The organism is Cryobacterium roopkundense (genome assembly GCF_014200405.1).
GTDB classification, from domain to species: domain Bacteria; phylum Actinomycetota; class Actinomycetes; order Actinomycetales; family Microbacteriaceae; genus Cryobacterium; species Cryobacterium roopkundense.
Window position 1 is genome coordinate 2,643,170 of sequence record NZ_JACHBQ010000001.1, and the last position, 18,739, is coordinate 2,661,908.

The 18,739-nt window shown below is 66.3% G+C and carries 17 protein-coding genes; 10 read left to right on the top strand and 7 right to left on the bottom strand.

Annotated features, from left to right (window positions below; translation table 11 throughout):
• Positions 1-78 precede the first annotated feature (78 nt).
• From BJ997_RS12445 to BJ997_RS12455, 3 genes are read left to right on the top strand one after another with little or no spacing between them, the layout of a single operon-like run.
• Positions 79-1,311, top strand: a complete 1,233-nt coding sequence (locus BJ997_RS12445; RefSeq protein WP_035838513.1) for a lycopene cyclase family protein — start codon at positions 79-81, stop codon at positions 1,309-1,311.
• Positions 1,308-2,273, top strand: a complete 966-nt coding sequence (locus BJ997_RS12450; RefSeq protein ID WP_035838514.1) for a Brp/Blh family beta-carotene 15,15'-dioxygenase — start codon at positions 1,308-1,310, stop codon at positions 2,271-2,273. Before BJ997_RS12445 ends, BJ997_RS12450 begins: the two co-directional genes overlap by 4 nt.
• Before the next feature lie 29 nt (positions 2,274-2,302).
• Positions 2,303-3,703 carry a DNA recombination protein RmuC gene (locus BJ997_RS12455; protein WP_084141536.1) on the top strand — a complete coding sequence of 467 codons (1,401 nt, stop codon included), beginning with the start codon at positions 2,303-2,305 and terminating at the stop codon, positions 3,701-3,703.
• Positions 3,704-3,785: 82 nt separating this feature from the next.
• On the opposite strand, the gene glpX is transcribed toward BJ997_RS12455, so the two are convergent.
• From glpX to BJ997_RS12480, 5 genes are all read right to left on the bottom strand, one after another.
• The gene (glpX, locus tag BJ997_RS12460) at positions 3,786-4,718 is read right to left on the bottom strand and encodes a class II fructose-bisphosphatase (protein ID WP_052542539.1); all 933 of its coding nucleotides are present in this window, start codon (positions 4,716-4,718) and stop codon (positions 3,786-3,788) included.
• A gap of 194 nt (positions 4,719-4,912) precedes the next feature.
• A complete protein-coding gene (locus BJ997_RS12465) occupies positions 4,913-6,382 on the bottom strand; it encodes a GntP family transporter (RefSeq protein WP_183323495.1) in 1,470 nt (489 codons plus the stop codon).
• Between the two features lie 90 nt (positions 6,383-6,472).
• Positions 6,473-7,393 (bottom strand): NAD(P)-dependent oxidoreductase, encoded by a 921-nt coding sequence (locus BJ997_RS12470; protein WP_035834994.1) that lies wholly within the window; start codon positions 7,391-7,393, stop codon positions 6,473-6,475.
• Entirely contained in the window at positions 7,390-8,859 is a 1,470-nt protein-coding gene (locus BJ997_RS12475) for a four-carbon acid sugar kinase family protein (RefSeq protein WP_052541901.1), read from the bottom strand. The genes BJ997_RS12470 and BJ997_RS12475 overlap by 4 nt, the downstream gene beginning before the upstream one ends.
• A gap of 93 nt (positions 8,860-8,952) precedes the next feature.
• Entirely contained in the window at positions 8,953-9,657 is a 705-nt protein-coding gene (locus BJ997_RS12480; protein ID WP_035834995.1) for a FadR/GntR family transcriptional regulator, read from the bottom strand.
• Between the two features lie 170 nt (positions 9,658-9,827).
• Here BJ997_RS12480 and fbaA point away from each other — a divergent pair, with 170 nt between their 5' ends.
• Together fbaA and BJ997_RS12490 are read left to right on the top strand one after the other, a co-directional pair.
• The gene (fbaA, locus tag BJ997_RS12485) at positions 9,828-10,853 is read left to right on the top strand and encodes a class II fructose-bisphosphate aldolase (protein ID WP_035834996.1); all 1,026 of its coding nucleotides are present in this window, start codon (positions 9,828-9,830) and stop codon (positions 10,851-10,853) included.
• A gap of 63 nt (positions 10,854-10,916) precedes the next feature.
• A complete protein-coding gene (locus BJ997_RS12490; protein WP_035834997.1) occupies positions 10,917-11,546 on the top strand; it encodes a DUF6264 family protein in 630 nt (209 codons plus the stop codon).
• A gap of 33 nt (positions 11,547-11,579) precedes the next feature.
• On the opposite strand, the gene BJ997_RS12495 is transcribed toward BJ997_RS12490, so the two are convergent.
• Entirely contained in the window at positions 11,580-12,620 is a 1,041-nt protein-coding gene (locus BJ997_RS12495) for a 4-hydroxy-3-methylbut-2-enyl diphosphate reductase (RefSeq protein WP_035835060.1), read from the bottom strand.
• Between the two features lie 96 nt (positions 12,621-12,716).
• On the opposite strand from BJ997_RS12495, the gene xseA reads away from it, so the two are divergent.
• The 5 genes from xseA to BJ997_RS12520 all read left to right on the top strand — a co-directional run bounded on the left by xseA (position 12,717) and on the right by BJ997_RS12520 (position 17,110).
• Entirely contained in the window at positions 12,717-14,003 is a 1,287-nt protein-coding gene (xseA, locus tag BJ997_RS12500) for an exodeoxyribonuclease VII large subunit (protein ID WP_035834998.1), read from the top strand.
• 1 nt (position 14,004) lies between these two features.
• Positions 14,005-14,262 carry an exodeoxyribonuclease VII small subunit gene (locus tag BJ997_RS12505; RefSeq protein ID WP_420827182.1) on the top strand — a complete coding sequence of 86 codons (258 nt, stop codon included), beginning with the start codon at positions 14,005-14,007 and terminating at the stop codon, positions 14,260-14,262.
• Positions 14,259-14,906 (top strand): DUF4245 domain-containing protein, encoded by a 648-nt coding sequence (locus BJ997_RS12510; RefSeq protein WP_035834999.1) that lies wholly within the window; start codon positions 14,259-14,261, stop codon positions 14,904-14,906. The genes BJ997_RS12505 and BJ997_RS12510 overlap by 4 nt, the downstream gene beginning before the upstream one ends.
• Before the next feature lie 66 nt (positions 14,907-14,972).
• Complete coding sequence (locus tag BJ997_RS12515; protein ID WP_035835000.1) at positions 14,973-15,611, top strand: carbonic anhydrase; 639 nt, start codon at positions 14,973-14,975, stop codon at positions 15,609-15,611.
• 74 nt (positions 15,612-15,685) lie between these two features.
• A complete protein-coding gene (locus BJ997_RS12520; RefSeq protein WP_052541903.1) occupies positions 15,686-17,110 on the top strand; it encodes a class II fumarate hydratase in 1,425 nt (474 codons plus the stop codon).
• Positions 17,111-17,342: 232 nt separating this feature from the next.
• Here the strand turns inward: BJ997_RS12520 and BJ997_RS12525 are convergent, their stop codons facing one another.
• Positions 17,343-18,689, bottom strand: a complete 1,347-nt coding sequence (locus BJ997_RS12525; RefSeq protein WP_052541904.1) for a PhoH family protein — start codon at positions 18,687-18,689, stop codon at positions 17,343-17,345.
• Between the last annotated feature and the right edge of the window lie 50 nt (positions 18,690-18,739).

The following is an 18,739-nucleotide window of genomic DNA, read 5'->3' on the forward strand; positions in this document are numbered from 1 at the left end:
GCCCGGTCGCCGCACCGCTAGGATCGGCCCCGAACCGCGCAGAACTGGCACGTTGTCAGGCGTGCGTGCCGGAGGAACATGAACCATGTCCTGGATGCCGATGTCGTCATTCTCGGCGCGGGCTGCGCCGGACTCTCCCTGGCCAGTCGCCTCGCGCAAGCCCACAGCGCGGTGCGAGTCGTGCTGGTCGATCCCCGCACGAGCTACCAGGACGATCGCAGCTGGTGCTTCTGGCGCCCGGACCACCACGACCTCTCCGATCTCGTCTCGGCCCGCTGGTCGGCGTGGCGGTTCTCGGATGCCACCGACCGCGCGGCCCTGCACCGGGTTGCAGGCCTGAGCTATCAATACATCCGCAGCATCGACTTCTATACCCGCGCCCGCGAGCAGATTGCCGCCGCGCCGAGCATCGATCTTCGGTTGGGAGTGGCGGGCGGCGCGATCAGCGTCGTCGGCGACCATCTGCTGGTGCAGACGACCCACGGCCCCCTGCTGGCCCGTGACGTGATCGACACCAGACCTCGGCAGCAGGGCGCCATCGTGTACCAGAGCTTTGTCGGGGTCGAGCTGCACAGCACAGCACCCCATGGCCTGGATCCGGCGGAAGTCACCCTGATGGGCTCGATGGCAGCGGATGCGATCGGACTGCGTTTCGTCTACGCCCTGCCCCTCGATCAGCACCGCGTGATACTCGAATGGACCCGGTTTGGCGCAACGCCAACCCCCCGGGCGCAGCTGCTCGCCGAACTCGACACTGTGGTGAACGCGCACTCGCTCGGCGACGCCACCCGGGTGCGAACGGAGGGCGGCGTGCTGGCCATGGGGCTGGTTCCCGACTCCCAACCGACTCTCCCGGGCGTCGTGTTCGCCGGCAATGCCGGCGGCGCGCTGCGCGCCGCCTCGGGTTACGGATTCCTGCGAATGCAACGCTGGGCGCAGGCCTGCGCCGATCGGCTGATCGCGGGAGTACCGGCCGTGGGGCATCCGCCGGAGCCGTGGGCGAGAGCGACCCTGGACCGACTCTTCCTCCAGGCCATTCGTCGACACCCCGAGCGAACCGCGGAGTACTTCCTCGCACTCGCCGAGGGCGTTCCCCCTGCCAGCCTGCTGAGATTTCTCAGCGATGGCGCCCGAACATCCGACTACGCGCGCATCATCGGTAGCCTGCCCAAGCGTCCGTTCATCGCTGAGATCGGTCGACGAACCATCTACTCGCCGCCACCGGCGACGCTGCGTCCCGCTGCAGCGATGCCGGCGGCCGGCTCGCTGCCGCCGCGAGTCACCCTCACCCGAAGCGAGGCGGCCTCGTGACCGGCAGCACTGCCACCGGTCGCGTCACGAGCCGCACGGTCCCCGCAGAGACCATGGTTTTCTGCTCTCTCGCGCTTGTCGTGCTGGTCGTCGTCGCACTGCGCCTGCCGCTTCCGCCCTTACTGGTGCAGATCGGGGTGATGGGTATCCTGGTCGCCGTTCTCGGGCTTCCGCACGGAGCCCTCGATCCATTGATCGCCCGCCGCGCCGGACTGTGGGGAACACCGGCCGGGTTCGTCGGCTTCAACCTCCTGTACATAGCCGTGGTGATCGCCGTGGTGGGGTTGTGGCTGCTCGCGCCACCGCTGAGCCTCGTGGTTTTCCTGCTGGTCTCTGCCATGCATTTCGGGTCGGACTGGAACTCGCACCATGCACCGTGGCTGCGGTTCCTCAGTGGTTTCGGACTGCTGACCCTGCCGGCGTTGGCCCACGAGGCCGACGTGTCCGCCGCCTACACCCTGCTCGCCGGGTCTGGTGGCGGGCTGGTCGCCCAGATCCAGGCCGACCTCGGCCTCCTCGCCATCGCGGGCATGCTCGCCGGGGCCATCGTCGCCGCGCGTCGCCGCCCCCACGAATCGGTGGAGATCATCCTGGCCGGGGCCCTCGCGCTCCTGGCCCCTCCCCTGATCTTTTTCACGCTGTATTTTTGCGCCCTGCACAGCTTTCGGCACCTCAAAGCCGGCCTGCGCGCCGAGCGCGGCGGGGGTCGGTTGGCGGTGGCCATCACCGCCGTTTACACGGCGGCACCGCTCCTCGTCGTCGGCTATCTGCTCGTCACCTTCACGTCTGCGGCCAACCTCGCCTCCGACGTGCTGCAGGTGGTTTTCATCGGTTTGGCAGGCCTCACCGTTCCACACATGATGGTGGTCACGTTCGAGAAGTACCGTCTGGCCCGGCCTGTGGGCCCACCGAAACCGGGACATGCCGCTCTCTCTGCGGCGCAGCGGGCGCCCTCACCCTGATTGTCGGTGGCCGCTGACAGACTTGAACCATGGAAACGGTTCTCACTCTGATTGTCGGCCTCATCGTGGGCGGAGCCCTCGGGGCTCTCGCCACCGCCGCGCTTCTGCGGCGCCGCGTAGCACCGTGGCAGCGCGACTCGGAGGACAGCGCCGGCGCCGAGGCTCCCGAGATCATCGAAGCGCGCCATCAGGTGGCCATCGCCGAGGTGCGCTCCCGGGAGGCCACCGTGCAGGCGCTTCTTCGAGAAGAACTCGCCGCGCAAAACGCCACAGTCGACGGGCTCCGAACCCAGGTAACGGATGCCCGGCAGCAGTATCGCGAATTGATCGAGCGCCAGCACGCCGACCAGTCCGCCCGTGCGCAGCGTGACGAAGGCGAAAGCCGGGTGCTTCAGGCGCTCGCCCCCGTAACCGACAGCCTGCAGCAGATGCAGAAGAAGGTGGCGGAGCTCGAGGCGCAGCGCAGCCTGCAGCACGGCGAGCTGAGCTCGCAACTGCGTTCGGCCACCGAGGCTGAGGAACGGCTGCGCAGCACCGCCGAAACACTGGCCTCGGCCCTGCACGCCAATAACACCCGGGGAGTCTGGGGAGAAACGCAGCTGCGAAGCGTGGTGGAAGCGGCCGGACTGATCGAACGCGTCGACTTCGACCTGCAGTCGAGCATCACGTCTGACGCCGGGGCCGGCCGTCCCGACATGGTTGTGCACCTCCCCGGCGGCAAAAACATCGCCGTCGATGCGAAAGTGCCGTTCACGGCATTTCTGGAGGCTAGCCAGATTCCGCGCACGGCAACCGGGGTCGAGGGCGCCCAACGCGGCGTACACATGAAAGCCCACGTGAAAGCGGTGCGCGATCACATCACGACGCTCGGCAGCAAGGCCTATTGGCAGGGCCTCGACGCCTCACCGGAGATCGTCATCGCCTTCATCCCGAGTGAATCCCTCGTGTCGTCTGCGCTCGAAGCAGACCCGTCACTCATGGAATTCGCATTCAGCAAACGCGTGGCCCTCGCCTCACCCGTCACCCTGTGGTCGGTTCTGAAGACAGTGGCATTCAGCTGGCAGCAGGACGTTCTTACGCACGACGCCAAGGTGCTCTTCGACCTGAGCCGGGAGCTGTACACCCGGCTGAACACGACGGCGACCCACATCGAGAAGCTCGGACGGTCGATCGAACGCACGGTCAAGGATTACAACGGCTTCGTCGGCTCCATGGAGCGCCAGGTTTTGCCCACTGCGCGCAAGTTGAACGCCCTCGATGAGTCGAAGGTACTGGCTCCGCTCGCCACAATCGACGAGACTCCGCGCGCACTCACGGCGTATGAGTTCGTTGCGGAACTCGAGGCAGCAGACCTCGATTCGGCTCACCTCAGTTCAGGCGAACTCAGTGCAGCTGAACTCAGTGCAGCTGAACTCGATTTTCGGAGCTGACGCCGCACCACAGTCATCACACAGCCCGCCGCACGTCGACCAGGGTCGCAGTACGGCGGGCCAGGTTGAGCTCAGTGCACGCCTAGAGCCACTTCTCCGCGAGGTGCTCGGCGATCACGCGGCGAGCCGTACCCGAACGAGAGCGCAGCACGATGCTCTCGGTGCGGATCATCGGGCCCTTGCGACGAACACCGTCGACGAGTCCACCGTCGGTCACGCCGGTGGCCACGAAAAACGTGTTGTTTCCGCTGACCATGTCGTCGAGTTCCAGCAGCTTGTCCACGTCGAGCCCCGCCGCAACGCCGCCGGCGCGCTCCGCGTCGTCCTTCGGGGCGAGACGCCCCTGCATGTAGCCCCCCAGGGCCTTGAGCGCACAGGCCGTCGTGATGCCCTCGGGGCTGCCGCCGATGCCCACGCACATGTCGATGCGGGTCTCGTAGCGGGCCGCGTTGATTCCGCCGGCCACGTCACCGTCGAGCATGAGGCGCGTGCCGGCACCCGCGGTGCGGATCGCGTCGATGAGGCCGGCGTGACGGGGGCGGTCGAGCACGGCGACGGTCATTTCGCCGACCGGCTTGTTCATGGCCTTGGCCAACTCACGCAGGTTGTCGCCGATGGACTGGTCGAGGCTGACGACTCCGCGGCCGGCCCCTCCGGTGACGATCTTGTCCATGTAGAAAATCGACGAGGCATCCAGCATCGTGCCCCGGTCGGACACGGCGATCACGGACACCGCGTTCTGCCGACCGGCGGCCGTGAGGCTCGTACCGTCGATCGGGTCGACGGCGATGTCGCAGGCCGGGCCGCGACCGTTGCCGACTCGTTCGCCGTTGAAGAGCATCGGGGCTTCGTCTTTTTCGCCCTCACCGATCACGATGAGTCCGTCGAAGTTGACGGTGCCGAGGAAGACGCGCATGGCGTCTACGGCTGCTTTGTCGGCGGCGTTCTTGTCTCCGCGGCCGATGAAGGGCACAGCACGAATGGCTGCGGCCTCGGTTGCGCGCACGAGTTCCATGGCGAGGTTGCGGTCGGGGTGCTGGTAGAGGGTGGCGGTCTCAGTGCTGTTCACGGAAGGTCCTCCCGGACGTTGTTCGACATGGGTGTTGGCGGATGCACGGTGGATCGCGCGGATTGTCCGCCCGAGCCACCCTATCGCGACCGGTGCGGGGAATCGGGTCCACCTTCCGGCCCGCAGCGCACACGGCCCGCTCAGGCTCCAGCAGCGCCGACCAGAATCCAGAGCAGGCCGACAATGAGGAAGCCGGCGACCCCGAGCGCAGTTGTCAGTACGGTCCATGTGCGGAGTCCGTCGGTGACGCTCAACCCGAGATATCGCGTGACCACCCAGAAGCCGGAGTCGTTGACGTGTGACAGGCCGAGGGAGCCGAAGGCGATGGAGAGCGTGATGAGCGCAACCTGAACGGGGGAATAATCCGAGGACGCAACCGTCTCGGCAACCAGTCCCGCGGTCGTGAGGATCGCGACGGTCGCCGATCCCTGGGAGACGCGCAAGACGAGCGCGATGAGAAAGGCGAGAACCAGAACGGGCAGCCCCGTGGCCGCGAGGGTGTCGGACAGCGCGGTGCCGACGCCGCTTTCTGTCAGCACGCGGGCGAATGCGCCACCGGCCCCGGTGACCAGGATGACGATCGCCGCGGGAGGTAACGCGGCCTCGAGTACCTCCCCTGTGTGGGAGAGCGACCACCCTCGACGCACAGTGAGCAGGTAGAACGCGAGAGCCAGTGCGACCAACAGCGCGAAGACTGGATTGCCGATGAATGCGAACAGCGGGCGAAGGCCACTCTCGACGGGCAGCAGGGTCGATGCGACCGTTCCGGACATGATCAGAACGAGAGGAACCAGAATGAGCGTGAGGATAGTTCCCGCCGTAGGCGGCGCTTCCGTTCTCGTCAACGTTCCGACTCGGCCAGAGCCGCCGCCCGAACCGTTCGGGGGCGTCCCTGCGGAGTCGCCGGATTCGGACGCGCCGAACAGCGCGAACTGCTTCGCGGTGGCGGGCAGCATGACGAAATCACGACGGTTGAGCCACTTGGCTACGAAGTGGGCGAGCAGGCCCAGGGGAAGCGCGATCGCGAGCCCGAGGATGGTGACCCACCCGAGGTCGGTGCCGAGGAGTGCTGATCCACCCACGATTCCGGGATGCGGCGGCACGGCAACGTGCACGGTCAACATGATGGCCGCCACCGGCAGGCCGAACTTGACCGGGTTGAGTCCGGCGATCTTCGAGAAGCCGTAGATGATCGGCACCAGAATAATGAAGCCCACGTCGAAGAAGACGGGAATCGCCAGCACGAGCGCCGAGGCGGTGAGGGCGGCAGCGACGCGCTTCGGCCCGAGCAGGGTCGTGAAGCGCCCGGCCAGGCTGGCCGCACCTCCGGACACCTCTATCAAGCGTCCGAGCATGGCGCCGAGGGCCACCAGAATGGCCACGGTTCCGAGGGTCCCGCCCATTCCCGCCACGATGGTGGGAATGATGCCCAGCCGCTCGGGGGCGTCGGCGGTCGCCGGGATCGTGGCGAGCGGGATACCGGCGGCGAGCGCCACCAGGATGCTCACGAGAAGCAGGGCAACGAATGCCTGCACCTTGAATTTGATGATGAGCACGAGCAGCAGGGCGATTCCTGCGGTGGCGATGCCTAACAGTACGGCGGTTTCCATCGGTGTCTCCTTTGACGAACGAGCTGAATGTGACCATCGAGCTGAATGCGGATGGTTTGGTTGGAACTGCCTGGCGCGAGCCCTGAGTGGCTAGACCGCGGCGCGGGGAGCGATCACGCGAATCACGGCGGAGTCATCGTGCGCAGCCAGGCCGCCGGCTTGCCCGAGGAGATAGACCTGCTCGGCCGCCGCCGCCACGGGCGTTGCGAGGCCGAAACCACGCGCAGCCGCAGTCACGATGCCCATGTCCTTCACGAAGATGTCGAGTCGGCTGAGCACCTCCGCTCCGTCTTCTGTGTAGGCATCGAGCATGCGCGGCCCCCGGTTGGCGAGCATGAAGGAGCCGGCGGCACCTGCCGAGAGCGTGGCGAGAGTGCTCTCCACGTTGAGCCCGAGTGCTTCCGCAAGCGCGAGCGCCTCGGCGGCAACGGCAATATGCACGCCGCAAAGCAGCTGGTTGACGGTCTTGAAGGCCTGGCCGTCTCCAGCCTTGTCACCGATCACGCTGAGGGTCGAGGCGAGCAGGTCCAACACGGGCCTGGCCTGTTCGCGGGCGCTCGGCTCCGCACCGACCACGATGAGCAGGTCGCCCAGGCCCGCACGCACCGGTCCGCCGCTGAGCGGCGCGTCCACGAGTTGCACGCCACTCTCGGCGAGTCGGCCAGCGACCGAGACGACGTCATCGATTCCGACCGTGCTGGTCATGATGACGACGGCGCCGGGCATGAGCACGTCGGCGATGCCAGCGTCTCCGAACAGAACCTCGCGCAGTTGCTGGCCATTTCGCACCGCGAGCAACACGGCGTTCACGCCTTCGGCCGCACCTCGGGCCGAGTCGAACGGCGTGATGCCGGCATCCGCGGCCAGGGCCAGGCGAGCCGGGGCGATATCGAAGCCGTGCACGGTCAGCTCGGAGGCCAGCCTGGTCGCCATAGGCAGTCCCATCGCCCCCAGACCGAGGACGGCGACCCGATAGGAAGAAGGTGTGGCTGCGGGCGTGGATATGGTCATCGGTGGGCTCCGGTCTCTGCGGCATCGCTGCACGCGTTGGTCTGTGCGGTGGCGCTCAAGGTTGCGACCACCTGGGCGAGCGAGTCGTCGTCGCCGACGTTGCCGGCAAAAACTATGTAGGGAATACCGGCCGCCGGACCGTCCACGGGCTCCCAGAGAGAGACGATTCCCGGCAGCATGGGCCCGCGAACGATGGCACGACGGATGCCGAGGCCCTCGCTCGCCACATCGCTGGAGGTTATGCCGCCCTTGGCGATGACGAACCGCGGTGAACGCACCGCCAGAGCACCCCGTACGACGGTGACCACCGCCGCGGAAACGCGGCGGGAGATATCGAGGCTCGCAGCCGGATCATCCGCTTTCAGCAGCAGCCGACTCGTGTGAAGAATCACGTCTCCGGTGCGCAGCTGCCCGGCGACCCGGGCGACGACTGTCTCGAGATAGGCGGCCGCGTCGGATTCGTCGATGGCCCGGGCAACGTCGAGTTCGATTGTTGTCGCGCTCGGTCGCGCGGCCACGAGGGCAGCAAGCTGACGAGTGGTCACGCCCACGTGGGAGCCGACAACGATGAGCCCGCCCCCCGGTGCCGGATCGGCACCGTGATAGACCTCGGCCGCCGTCAGGGGTGCGCGACTCTCTTGGCCGATCCGGGCACGAACGAACGGCGGACCCACGCGGTAGAGCAGCTTCTTACCGGTGTCCTCGGCCAGATGCAGTCCGAGCGCAAGCAAACGGAGGTCGTCTTCGGTCACGGCGTCGGCACAAATCGGTGTCGCCCTGGTGGCGGGCGCAATGGCGGCAGCAATGGCCGCCGCTCCCGACCGGATGATGGTGAGGTCGAGCACAATGACGTCGGCGGCACGAACACGTCCGCCGGTCTTCTCCTGCACGTAGCCGGGAAGGTCTGAGTGCACGAAGCCAAACGTGGAATCTCGGGCGAACTCCGTCTCGGCCACGGGGGTCAGTCCGTCGGCCAGGCGCATGTAGTGCACTCCGCCGATCGTTACGCGGTCAGCGTCGGGGAAGGCCGGGACCATGACCACACCATCGATCGCCACACCGCTCGTCGAGAGGAGTTCCTCGGCGATGACATCGGTTTCAAGAGGGTAGTGGCCGCGCAGCGTGGAATCACTTCGACTGACGAACCCGATGGATCGACCAGTGCGTTCCGCTGCGGCAACAGCGTTCCGCACAATTTCACGGTTTCGGGCCGCGGCCGTGTCGGCGTCGAGGCTGCGCGTGTTGGTGAGCACGTAGAGGGCCGCGGCCCCCTGTCCGAACGCCCACTCGAAGTCGTTCGGTGCCCAGCTCGTCAGCACCGGAAGATCGGACACCGACTGGGTTCCCGTGGGATCGTCGTCGAGAACAACGAGGATGCGACGGGTCTCGGCTACGCGCTCAGCGACCTCGGCAGCCGACACGCGCACGTCAGCGGGATAGGCGGCGAGGATTTGGCGTTCGTCCATGGTCTCGATACTCCTTTGTAAGCCACTGCCAGATGTCAGCTGTCAGACAGCTTACAGACTGAAACAATGAAGTCAAGAGTTCGCCGGGCTCAGCTAACGGGAACGCAGCACGAACGTGCGCAGATCCGCAAGCGTCTGATCCATGTGGCTGTCCATCGCCATGCGACTTGCTTCCGGATCGCCGGCGCCGAGCGCGGTCAACACGCTCGAGTGTTGCTCGATTGCGTGGGTCTGAATCTCGGTTACCCGGGAGGTTTCGGTGCGCCGCTCGGCCATCTCGCGAGTGAGCGGCTCGAACAGTACTCCGAGAATCACGTTGCCAGACGCGTGCAGAATGATGTCGTGGAATGCGAGATCGGCGCGAACAAAAGCGTCGACATCACCACGTTCGTGCGCGTCCCGCATGTGATCGAGTTCGCTCGAGAGTGCGTGCAGGTCTTCCGCGGTGCACCGACTTGCGGCGAGAGCCGCCGCCCCCGTCTCAAACATGCGCCGCACCTCGAGGAGTTGTACGGCTACGTCAACATCGCTCGTGCCAGCCGCAGCCATGCGCAGCACGGCAGCGAGGGAGGTCCATCGGGACACCGGGTTCACGAAGCTGCCGGTTCCTGAGACGACGCGCACAACACCCATGGCCTGGAGAGTCTTCATCGCTTCTCGCACCGTCATGCGGCTCACGTCGTGGGTGTCGCCAATGTCCGCCTCGCTGGGAAGCCCAGCATCGATTGCGAGGGAGCCCCGAATAATTTGGTCGAGCAGGTCGTCGGCAACGACGCTGACGAGGGATTTACGTGCCACGGAACCTCCATCAGATAGCTGTTGTCCGACATTCGGACCGGGTTCCATTGTGCCCCGTCTCCGCAGAGTCGTGCGGCCACGGGCAATTCCGTGCAGCGGAAACGTGGAGACGATGCGCCACGGTCGTCGCTAGACTTGCCCCGAAACCCGCACACTTTCGAGGAGATGTTATGCCCATCGCAACCCCCGACCAGTACGCCGAGATGCTGGACAAAGCCAAGACCAAGGGATTCGCCTACCCGGCGTTCAACGTGTCTTCGTCACAGAGCATCAACGCAGTCCTCCAGGGACTCACCGAAGCCGGCTCTGACGGCATCATTCAGGTCACGACCGGCGGCGCAGACTACTTCGCCGGCCACACCGTGAAGAACCGCGCCGCTGGGGCACTCGCCTTCGCGCGCTTTGCCACCGAGGTCGCCGCCAACTACCCCGTCACGGTTGCGCTGCACACCGACCACTGCCCCAAGGGCGCCCTCGATGACTTCGTGATGCCGCTCATCGTCGCTTCAGAGGCCGAGGTAGCCGCTGGCGGAAACCCGATCTTCCAGTCGCACATGTGGGATGGCTCGGCCATCGCGCTGGACGAGAACCTGGACATCGCCCAAGAGGTGCTGAAGCGCACCCGCGGCATCAATGCCATCCTCGAAGTCGAGATCGGCGCCGTGGGTGGAGAGGAAGACGGCGTGCAGGCCGACATCAACGAAAACCTGTACACGACCCTTGACGACGCCGTCAAGATGGTCGAGGCCCTCGGCCTCGGCGAGCAGGGACGCTACATGGCTGCTCTCACGTTCGGTAACGTGCACGGCGTCTACAAGCCCGGCAACGTGAAACTGCGTCCGGAGCTGCTCCGGGAGATCCAGGACGGCCTCGCGGCCAAGTTCGGTCTCGCCGCCCTGCCGCTCGACCTCGTCTTCCACGGCGGTTCGGGCTCCACTGATGCCGAGATCGCCGAGGCTGTCGCCAACGGTGTCGTGAAGATGAACATCGACACCGACACCCAGTACGCTTTCACGCGCTCGATCGCTGACTACATGCTCAAGAACTACGACAGCGTGGTGAAGGTGGACGGCGAAGTGGGCAACAAGAAGGTCTACGACCCTCGCGCCTGGGGCAAGGTGGCCGAGTCGGCCATGGCCGCACGCGTCGTGCAGTCGACCCAGCAGCTGGGCTCCGCAGGCCACTCGAACAGCTAGCCTTAAGCACAAGCACCATTCGGCACGCCGTCCACCCCGGTCGGCCCGTGAAAGGTTTTCAGCGTGACCAGCGACAGCACTCCGGACCAGACTCCCCGCGATCGACGGCCTCGGCCGCAGTTCGGGGAACTCGCTCCGGAGGGCTGGGTCTGGGAACCGCCGAAAGACCCGCAGGCGAGTGAACGGGTGACCCCGGACGTTTCATCGGCGGGGGCCGCCCTGCCGCCGGCCCCACACCCGGCCCCCGCCTCCCCGGCCGGCACCCCGGCCAGCACCCCCACGGGCGGTGCCTGGGCCGGGCCGCCGGCACTCGGCACCCGCACCGTTCCCGGCTGGGACCGACCCGTGACCCTGGGGCTGCTCGTACTCGGCCTCTTCGGCACCTTCGTCGCGATTTCGATTCTGAATTCGCTCCCGCAGGCCATCCAGATGATGTACACGCAGGAGGACCTCGGCACCTACGCCGCTGCCGCCACTGTCGAAGGCACCCTGATGGGCGGCGCCGTGGCCCAGGCCGCGCTGTGGGCGGCTACCGCGGCGCTCTCCATCAGGCTTCTCATCCGCGGCCACCGCGGGTTCTACGTGCCGCTGATCGGCGGCTTCCTGTCGCTCATCCTGATCTTCATCTTCATGGGCGTCGTGCTCTCCGGGGACGCCACGCTTCTGAACTCCATCGCCAGCTCCCCGCGCTAACGGAAGCGATCCGGCGGGGCACCAACCGAAGGCCTATTGTGCGGACTCTGCCCGGCCACCGATGGCACGGGCATCCGTGTTGCCGTTGAGGTCCTTGCGCAGCTCCTTGGGCAGCGAGAAGATCAGGTCTTCCTGGGCCGTCTTGACGGGCTCAACGTCGTTGTACCCGGCGTCGGCGAGGGCCTGAAGAAGTTCATCCACGAGTTCCTCTGGGACGGATGCCCCACTCGTGACGCCCACTGTGCGCACGCCGTCGAGCCACTCCTGCTTGACCTCGCTGGCGAAGTCCACCCGATAGGCGGCCTTGGCACCGTACTCGAGCGCCACCTCCACGAGGCGCACCGAGTTGGACGAGTTGGCGGACCCCACCACGATCACGAGGTCGGAGTCGGTGGCGACCTTCTTGATGGCCACCTGCCGGTTCTGCGTGGCGTAGCAGATGTCGTCACTCGGCGGGTCCTGCAGGTTCGGGAAGCGGGCGCGCAGACGGCGCACCGTCTCCATGGTCTCGTCGACACTGAGCGTGGTCTGCGAGAGCCAGACGACCCGGTCGGGGTCGCGCACGACAACTGTGTCGGCCTCGTCGGGACTCCCGACGAGTGTCGTGTGCTCGGGGGCCTCCCCCGCAGTGCCCTCGACCTCCTCATGGCCTTCGTGGCCGATGAGCAGAATCTGAAAGTCGTCGCGGGCGAAGCGCACGGCTTCGCGGTGCACCTTTGTCACGAGCGGGCACGTGGCATCGATGGCCTGCAGCCCGCGGGCCGCGGCGGCGTCAACCACGGCCGGTGACACGCCGTGCGCGCTGAAGACAATGTGGGCGCCGCGGGGAACTTCGTCGACTTCCTCGACAAAGATTGCACCCTTGTTCTCCAGCTCGGAGACCACGTGGATGTTGTGCACGATCTGCTTGCGCACGTAGACGGGGGCGCCGTAATGCTCCAGCGCCTTCTCCACGGCGATGACCGCCCGGTCGACGCCGGCGCAGTACCCGCGCGGGGCGGCGAGCAGCACCCGCTTGTGTCCGACGACGGGGGTATCCTTGAGCCTGTTGCGCGCGCTCGGAATCCGAGGCATGCCGAGGCCGACTGAGGGCTGCTGCGTGGTGCTCTGCTTTGTACTAGTGGTCACCGCACCAGTCTAGGCGCGACGACTGGACACACCGTGGGAGGAATGCGCTTGACAAATCCAAGCACGACGACGAACAACAACACGCCCGCCGCCGGGCCGGGAACGGCCCCGGCCACCGTCGAGACGCCGTGGCCCGTGGCGCTGCTCTCCAATAAGATTCGCGGCTACATCGAACGCCTCGGCACTGTGTGGGTCGAAGGCGAAGTCACCCAATGGGGCGCGAGCGGCGGAAACGTGTATGGCAAGCTCAAAGACCTCTCCGAAGACGCCACCGTGAGCTTCACCATCTGGTCGTCGGTTCGCTCCCGCCTCACCGGCGACTTCGCTCAGGGCGACCGTGTCGTCGCCCTCGTCAAGCCGAGCTACTGGGTCAAGGGCGGCACGCTCACCATGCAGGTCTTCGAGCTGCGTCACGTGGGTCTCGGCGACCTGCTCGAACGGCTCGAACGGCTGCGCAAGCAGTTGGCCGGCGAGGGGCTCTTCGACGCCTCGCGCAAGAAGCCACTCCCGTTCCTGCCGCACTGCATCGGCCTCGTCACGGGCAAAGACTCGGACGCCGAGAAAGACGTCATCCGCAACGCCCAGCTGCGCTGGCCGGCCGTCACCTTCCGAGTCGCCCACGCGATCGTGCAGGGCGACCGCGCCGCGGGCGAAATCGTGTCGGCCATCCAGCGACTCGACGCCGACCCGGAGGTTGACGTCATCATCGTCGCCCGCGGTGGCGGTGACTTCCAAAACTTGCTCGCATTCAGCGACGAAGGAGTCGTGCGGGCCGCCGCTGCCTGCTCGACCCCGCTCGTGAGCGCCATCGGGCACGAGGCCGACCGTCCGCTCCTCGACGAGGTCGCGGACCTTCGGGCTTCGACGCCGACGGATGCCGCGAAGCGCGTCGTGCCCGACGTCACGGACGAGCTCAACCGCGTGCAACAGGCCAAGGCTCGCCTCAGTACCCGGCTCACCGGCATTCTCTCGCAGGAGGTCGACCGACTCACCCAGCTGCGGTCCCGGCCGGTCCTCGCCGGCACCGACTGGATCATCGATTCCCGGTCGGAAGACCTCACCCGCTACGTGGCCAGGGGCGCGGAGCTCGTGGAGCGCACCGTGGAGCGCGCGGCCAGTGTGGTCCTCGACCTGCGGTCGCAGTTGCGCGCCCTGTCTCCCCAGGGCACCCTCGACCGCGGCTACGCCATCGTTCAGCTCGATACCGGCCACGTACTCCACACCCCCGAACAGGCTCGGGCGGGTACCCCTCTGCTGATCACGCTCGCGCGCGGCACCGTGAACGCCACCGCCACCGAGTCGGCGCCCGACGTCGCACCGACGAAATAGAATGGATTCCATGACCCAGTCGGCGAAAGACCAGAGCTTTCAGGAGCTCAGCTACGAACAGGCTCGGGACGAACTCGTCCGCGTCGTGAACCAGCTCGAGCAGGGTTCGAACACCCTCGAAGACTCGCTCGCCCTGTGGGAACGCGGCGAAGCGCTCGCCCGGCGCTGCGAAGACTGGCTGATCGGCGCGAAGGCCCGTCTCGATGCGGCTCGTGCCGGTCAGGTCACCGCCGCATCCGCTGACGAAGCCGGAAAATGACCAAAGCACCGCGCGCGCCCCGAGTGGTCGCCGAGCTCGGGCGCCCGGAGACCCCACAGGAAACTGCCGACCGCAAGGCCGAGAATTCCCGCAAGTACCGGGCACGCAAGACCATCAACAACCTCGTGCTGTCGCTTCTCGTCACCGTCGCCGCGGTCCTGATGATTGTTCTCCTCGTACCGCGCAACGACCAGCCGATCGACAGGGCCGTGGACTTCACCACGATCGCCGCCCAGCTGCAACCGACGATCGACGAGCCGCTCGTCGTGCCGGTTCTGCCCGAAGGCTGGACCGCGAACTCGGCCGAGTGGCGTTCCGGAAGCACTGTCGCCGTGCCCTCCTGGTATATCGGCTTGGTGACGGCGAACAACCAGTTCATCGGATTCAGCCAGGCCGTCGACGCGAACCCCACCTGGCGGGCCCAGCAGGTGAAGTCAGAGGCCCCCGTCGACACCGTCACGATCGACGGCGTCACCTGGGACGTGTACCGCAACTCGGCTCCCGAGGCCGATCGGGGCAACTTCGATCAGGCCCTCATTACGACGGCTGGGGCGAGCACCTACGCGCTCATCGGCACCGCCTCCACGGAGGATTTCGAGACCATCGCCCGCCAGATGGCCCCCGCCATCAGCGCCAACCAATAGCCGTGCCAACCAATAGCCGTGCCAACCAGCAGCCGTGCGAACAAGTGCCAACAAGTGAGTGAGCCCATGAGCGACCGCCTGACCCCACCCGCAGCCTGGGCCGAAATGCGCGACGGCAACGAGCGCTTCGTTGCCGGCGACCCCCGCCACCGCCAGGACGTCGATCGTCGGGCCGAGCTGTCCGACAAGCAGACCCCGCACGCTGCCCTCTTCGGCTGCAGTGACTCCCGACTCGCGGCCGAGATCATCTTCGACCAGGGACTCGGCGACCTATTCGTCGTGCGCAACGCCGGTCAGATCATCTCCGAAACGGTGCTCGGTTCGCTCGAATACGCGGTCGAAGTGCTCCACGTGCCCCTCATCGTCGTTCTCGGTCACGACCAGTGCGGTGCCGTTCGCGCCGCCATCGATTCGCAGGCCGAAGACGCCCCCCTCCTCCCGGTTCACATCAGCAACATCATCGAGAAGATCGTGCCAGCCGTGCGCCGCGTGAGCCAGGCAGCGGATGCCGACTACGTCGACCGAGCCACGATCGACGCCGGCGTCGTTGGCCGGGAACACCTGCGCGATACAGTCGCGGAGCTGCTCGAGAAGTCCGAGGTGATCAGCGAAGCGATCGCAGCCGGTACATTGGCTATCGTCGGCGCAAATTACCGACTGCTCGTCGGCAATGCCGACCCGCACATCATCGTCGGCGTGATTTAACACCCGCGTCTCTCCAGTTTTCACAATCGCGCACCGAAGCGCACAGCACCAAACTCAATGAGCACCGAAAGGTAATGCATACAGTGGTGGACACCTCCGTAAACGCCGGCTACCGGATCGAACACGACACGATGGGCGAGGTCCGCGTTCCAACGGATGCGCTCTACGGCCCCCAGACGCAGCGCGCCGTCGAGAACTTCCCCATCTCCGGCGCCGGACTCGAATCGGCGCAGATCGCCGCCCTCGCCCGCATCAAGAAGTCCGCTGCCCTCGCGAACGCGCAGCTCGGCGTTCTCGACCGGGACATCGCCGACGCGATCGCCGCGGCAGCCGATGAGGTCACCACGGGCCGCTACGACAGCGAGTTCCCGATCGACGTCTACCAGACCGGCAGCGGCACCTCCTCGAACATGAACATGAACGAGGTCATCGCGACTCTCGCGACGCGCAGCCTCGGCCGCCCGGTGCACCCGAACGACCACGTGAACGCGAGCCAGTCCTCCAACGACGTCTTTCCCACGTCGGTTCACATCGCCGTCACGAGCGCCCTCATCGACGAGCTCATCCCGTCCCTCGACCACCTCGCCGTTTCCCTCGAGGCCAAGGCGGAACTGTGGAAGGGCGCGGTCAAGGCCGGTCGCACCCACCTGATGGATGCCACCCCCGTCACGCTCGGCCAGGAGTTCGGTGGCTACGCCCGCCAGATGCGTCTCGGCATCGAGCGCGTGCGCTCGGCACTCCCCCGCGTCGCCGAAGTACCCCTCGGCGGCACCGCCGTCGGCACCGGCATCAACACCCCCGCCGGCTTCCCGCAGCTCGTCATCGAGCTGCTCGTCACCGAAACCGAGCTGCCCATCACGGAGGCACGCGACCACTTCGAGGCGCAGGCGAACCGTGACGGCCTCGTTGACGCATCCGGTGCCCTCCGCACCATCGCCGTGAGCCTCACCAAGATCTGCAACGACCTGCGCTGGATGGGCTCTGGCCCCAACACGGGCTTCGGCGAGCTCAACATCCCCGACCTGCAGCCTGGATCCTCCATCATGCCCGGCAAGGTCAACCCGGTCATCCCGGAAGCCGTGCTCATGGTGTGCTCGCGTGTCATCGGCAACGACGCCACCATCGCCTGGTCCGGCGCCTCGGGTTCCTTCGAGCTCAACGTGGCCATCCCCGTGATGGGCACCGCGCTGCTCGAGTCGATCCGCCTGCTCACGAACGCCACTCGCGTTCTCGCCGACAAGACTGTCGACGGCCTTGAGGCCAACCTCGAGCACGCTCGCGCCCTGGCCGAGAAGTCCCCCTCGATCGTCACGCCCCTCAACCGGGTCATTGGCTACGAGGCTGCCGCCAAGGTCGCCAAGAAGGCCGTGGCCGAAGGCCTCACCGTGCGCGAGAGCGTCATCGCCCTCGGTCATGTGGAGCGCGGCGAGCTCACCCTCGCCGAGCTCGACGTGGCCCTCGACGTCCTGAGCATGACCCGTCCCCCCCAAAAGAAGTAACACCCCCCGTCGGACCAGAAACGCCCACCCCTCCCCCTCGAGCCGCCGCCTTCCCGAAAGGGAGCGGCGGCGGAGGGTGAAGTGCGGGGTGTCGAGTTATGAGAATTCCCCGGCAGGGTCCGAGCGCTTCATTCGGACCCCGCCGGGGAATTCTCATTGTCTGAGCTGAGGAGCGGTTTACCCGCCGCCGACGCGGTTTACCCGCCACCGACGCAGAACCCGCTGAAGTGGACTAAATCTCGTTCCCTTCCAGCATTTCCGTAACCAGTGCCGCAATCGCACTACGCTCAGACCGCGTCAACGTCATGTGCGCAAACAGCGGATGTCCCTTGAGCGTCTCGATCACCGACGCCACGCCGTCGAATCGCCCGACGCGAAGGTTGTCGCGCTGCGCCACGTCGTGGGTCAGCACCACGCGCGAATTCTGCCCGATGCGACTCAGCACCGTCAGCAGCACGTTGCGTTCCAGCGACTGCGCCTCGTCCACGATCACGAAGGCGTCGTGCAGCGACCGCCCGCGAATGTGGGTGAGGGGAAGCACCTCCAGGATTCCGCGCTCCATCACCTCCTCGAGCACGTTCTCGGACACGAGGGCACCGAGCGTGTCGAAGACCGCCTGCCCCCAGGGTCCCATTTTCTCGCTCTGGTCTCCCGGCAGGAACCCCAGCTCCTGACCGCCCACGGCGTAGAGGGGCCGGAAAACCATGATCTTGCGGTACTGCTGGCGCTCCAGCACAGCTTCGAGGCCCGCGCAGAGCGCGAGCGCGCTCTTTCCGGTACCGGCACGGCCGCCGAGTGACAGGATGCCGATTTCAGGGTCGAGCAGCAGGTCGATCGCAAGGCGTTGTTCGGCCGAACGTCCGTGCAGCCCGAACAGCTCACGGTCGCCGCGCACGAGTTTGACCTCGCCCTTGCCTGTCACGCGGCCCAGGGCCGAGCCGCGGTCGGAGTGGATGACGAGCCCGGTGTTGATAGGCATGTCCTGAACTAGTCGGGTGGTCAGCGTCTCCTTGTCGTACAGTTCGCTGATCTGATTGGAGCCGAGCGTGATCTCGTCCATGCCGGTCCAGCCGGAGTCCACGGCCAGCTCGTGCCGGTATTCGTCGGCGGCCAGGCCGAGCGAGGCGGCCTTGACACGCAGCGGCAGGTCCTTGGAGACGACGGTGACGGCCACGCCCTCCTTGGCGAGGTTCAGGGCCACCGCCAGAATGCGCGAGTCGTTGTCGCCGAGTTGCATGCCCGACGGGAGCACAGACATGTTCGAGTGGTTGAGTTCGACTCGAAGGGTACCCCCCTCTCCGACCGGGATGGGAAAGTCCAGGCGTTCGTGCTTGAGGCGCAGATCGTCGAGGTTGCGCAGGGCTTGCCTCGCGAAGTACCCGATCTCCGGGTCGTTGCGCTTGGCCTCAAGCTCGGAAATCACCACCACTGGCAGAACGACCGCATGTTCTGCGAAGCGGAAGATCGCCTTCGGATCGGAGAGCAAAACCGATGTGTCGAGAACGTAGGTGCGTTCTATTTGCTCCGTGGAGTTCTCCACGTGATCGGAAGACTGGTACTCGGTTCGATTAGCGATCATAACCACTCCCACCATGCGTCAAACTGGACGCGATCTTAACTTGGCGAGCG

Excerpts from the sequence above, each read along its gene's own strand:
- BJ997_RS12505 (WP_420827182.1), top strand. The coding sequence starts at position 14,005 with ATGGATTCCATGACCCAGTCGGCGAAAGACCAGAGCTTTCAGGAGCTC.
- BJ997_RS12470 (WP_035834994.1), bottom strand. The coding sequence starts at position 7,393 with ATGACCATATCCACGCCCGCAGCCACACCTTCTTCCTATCGGGTCGCC.
- BJ997_RS12465 (WP_183323495.1), bottom strand. The coding sequence starts at position 6,382 with ATGGAAACCGCCGTACTGTTAGGCATCGCCACCGCAGGAATCGCCCTG.
- xseA (WP_035834998.1), top strand. The coding sequence starts at position 12,717 with ATGCGCTTGACAAATCCAAGCACGACGACGAACAACAACACGCCCGCC.
- BJ997_RS12495 (WP_035835060.1), bottom strand. The coding sequence starts at position 12,620 with ATGCCTCGGATTCCGAGCGCGCGCAACAGGCTCAAGGATACCCCCGTC.
- fbaA (WP_035834996.1), top strand. The coding sequence starts at position 9,828 with ATGCCCATCGCAACCCCCGACCAGTACGCCGAGATGCTGGACAAAGCC.
- BJ997_RS12520 (WP_052541903.1), top strand. The coding sequence starts at position 15,686 with ATGCATACAGTGGTGGACACCTCCGTAAACGCCGGCTACCGGATCGAA.
- BJ997_RS12475 (WP_052541901.1), bottom strand. The coding sequence starts at position 8,859 with ATGGACGAACGCCAAATCCTCGCCGCCTATCCCGCTGACGTGCGCGTG.
- BJ997_RS12455 (WP_084141536.1), top strand. The coding sequence starts at position 2,303 with ATGGAAACGGTTCTCACTCTGATTGTCGGCCTCATCGTGGGCGGAGCC.
- glpX (WP_052542539.1), bottom strand. The coding sequence starts at position 4,718 with ATGGAACTCGTGCGCGCAACCGAGGCCGCAGCCATTCGTGCTGTGCCC.
- BJ997_RS12510 (WP_035834999.1), top strand. The coding sequence starts at position 14,259 with ATGACCAAAGCACCGCGCGCGCCCCGAGTGGTCGCCGAGCTCGGGCGC.
- BJ997_RS12445 (WP_035838513.1), top strand. The coding sequence starts at position 79 with ATGAACCATGTCCTGGATGCCGATGTCGTCATTCTCGGCGCGGGCTGC.
- BJ997_RS12515 (WP_035835000.1), top strand. The coding sequence starts at position 14,973 with ATGAGCGACCGCCTGACCCCACCCGCAGCCTGGGCCGAAATGCGCGAC.
- BJ997_RS12525 (WP_052541904.1), bottom strand. The coding sequence starts at position 18,689 with ATGATCGCTAATCGAACCGAGTACCAGTCTTCCGATCACGTGGAGAAC.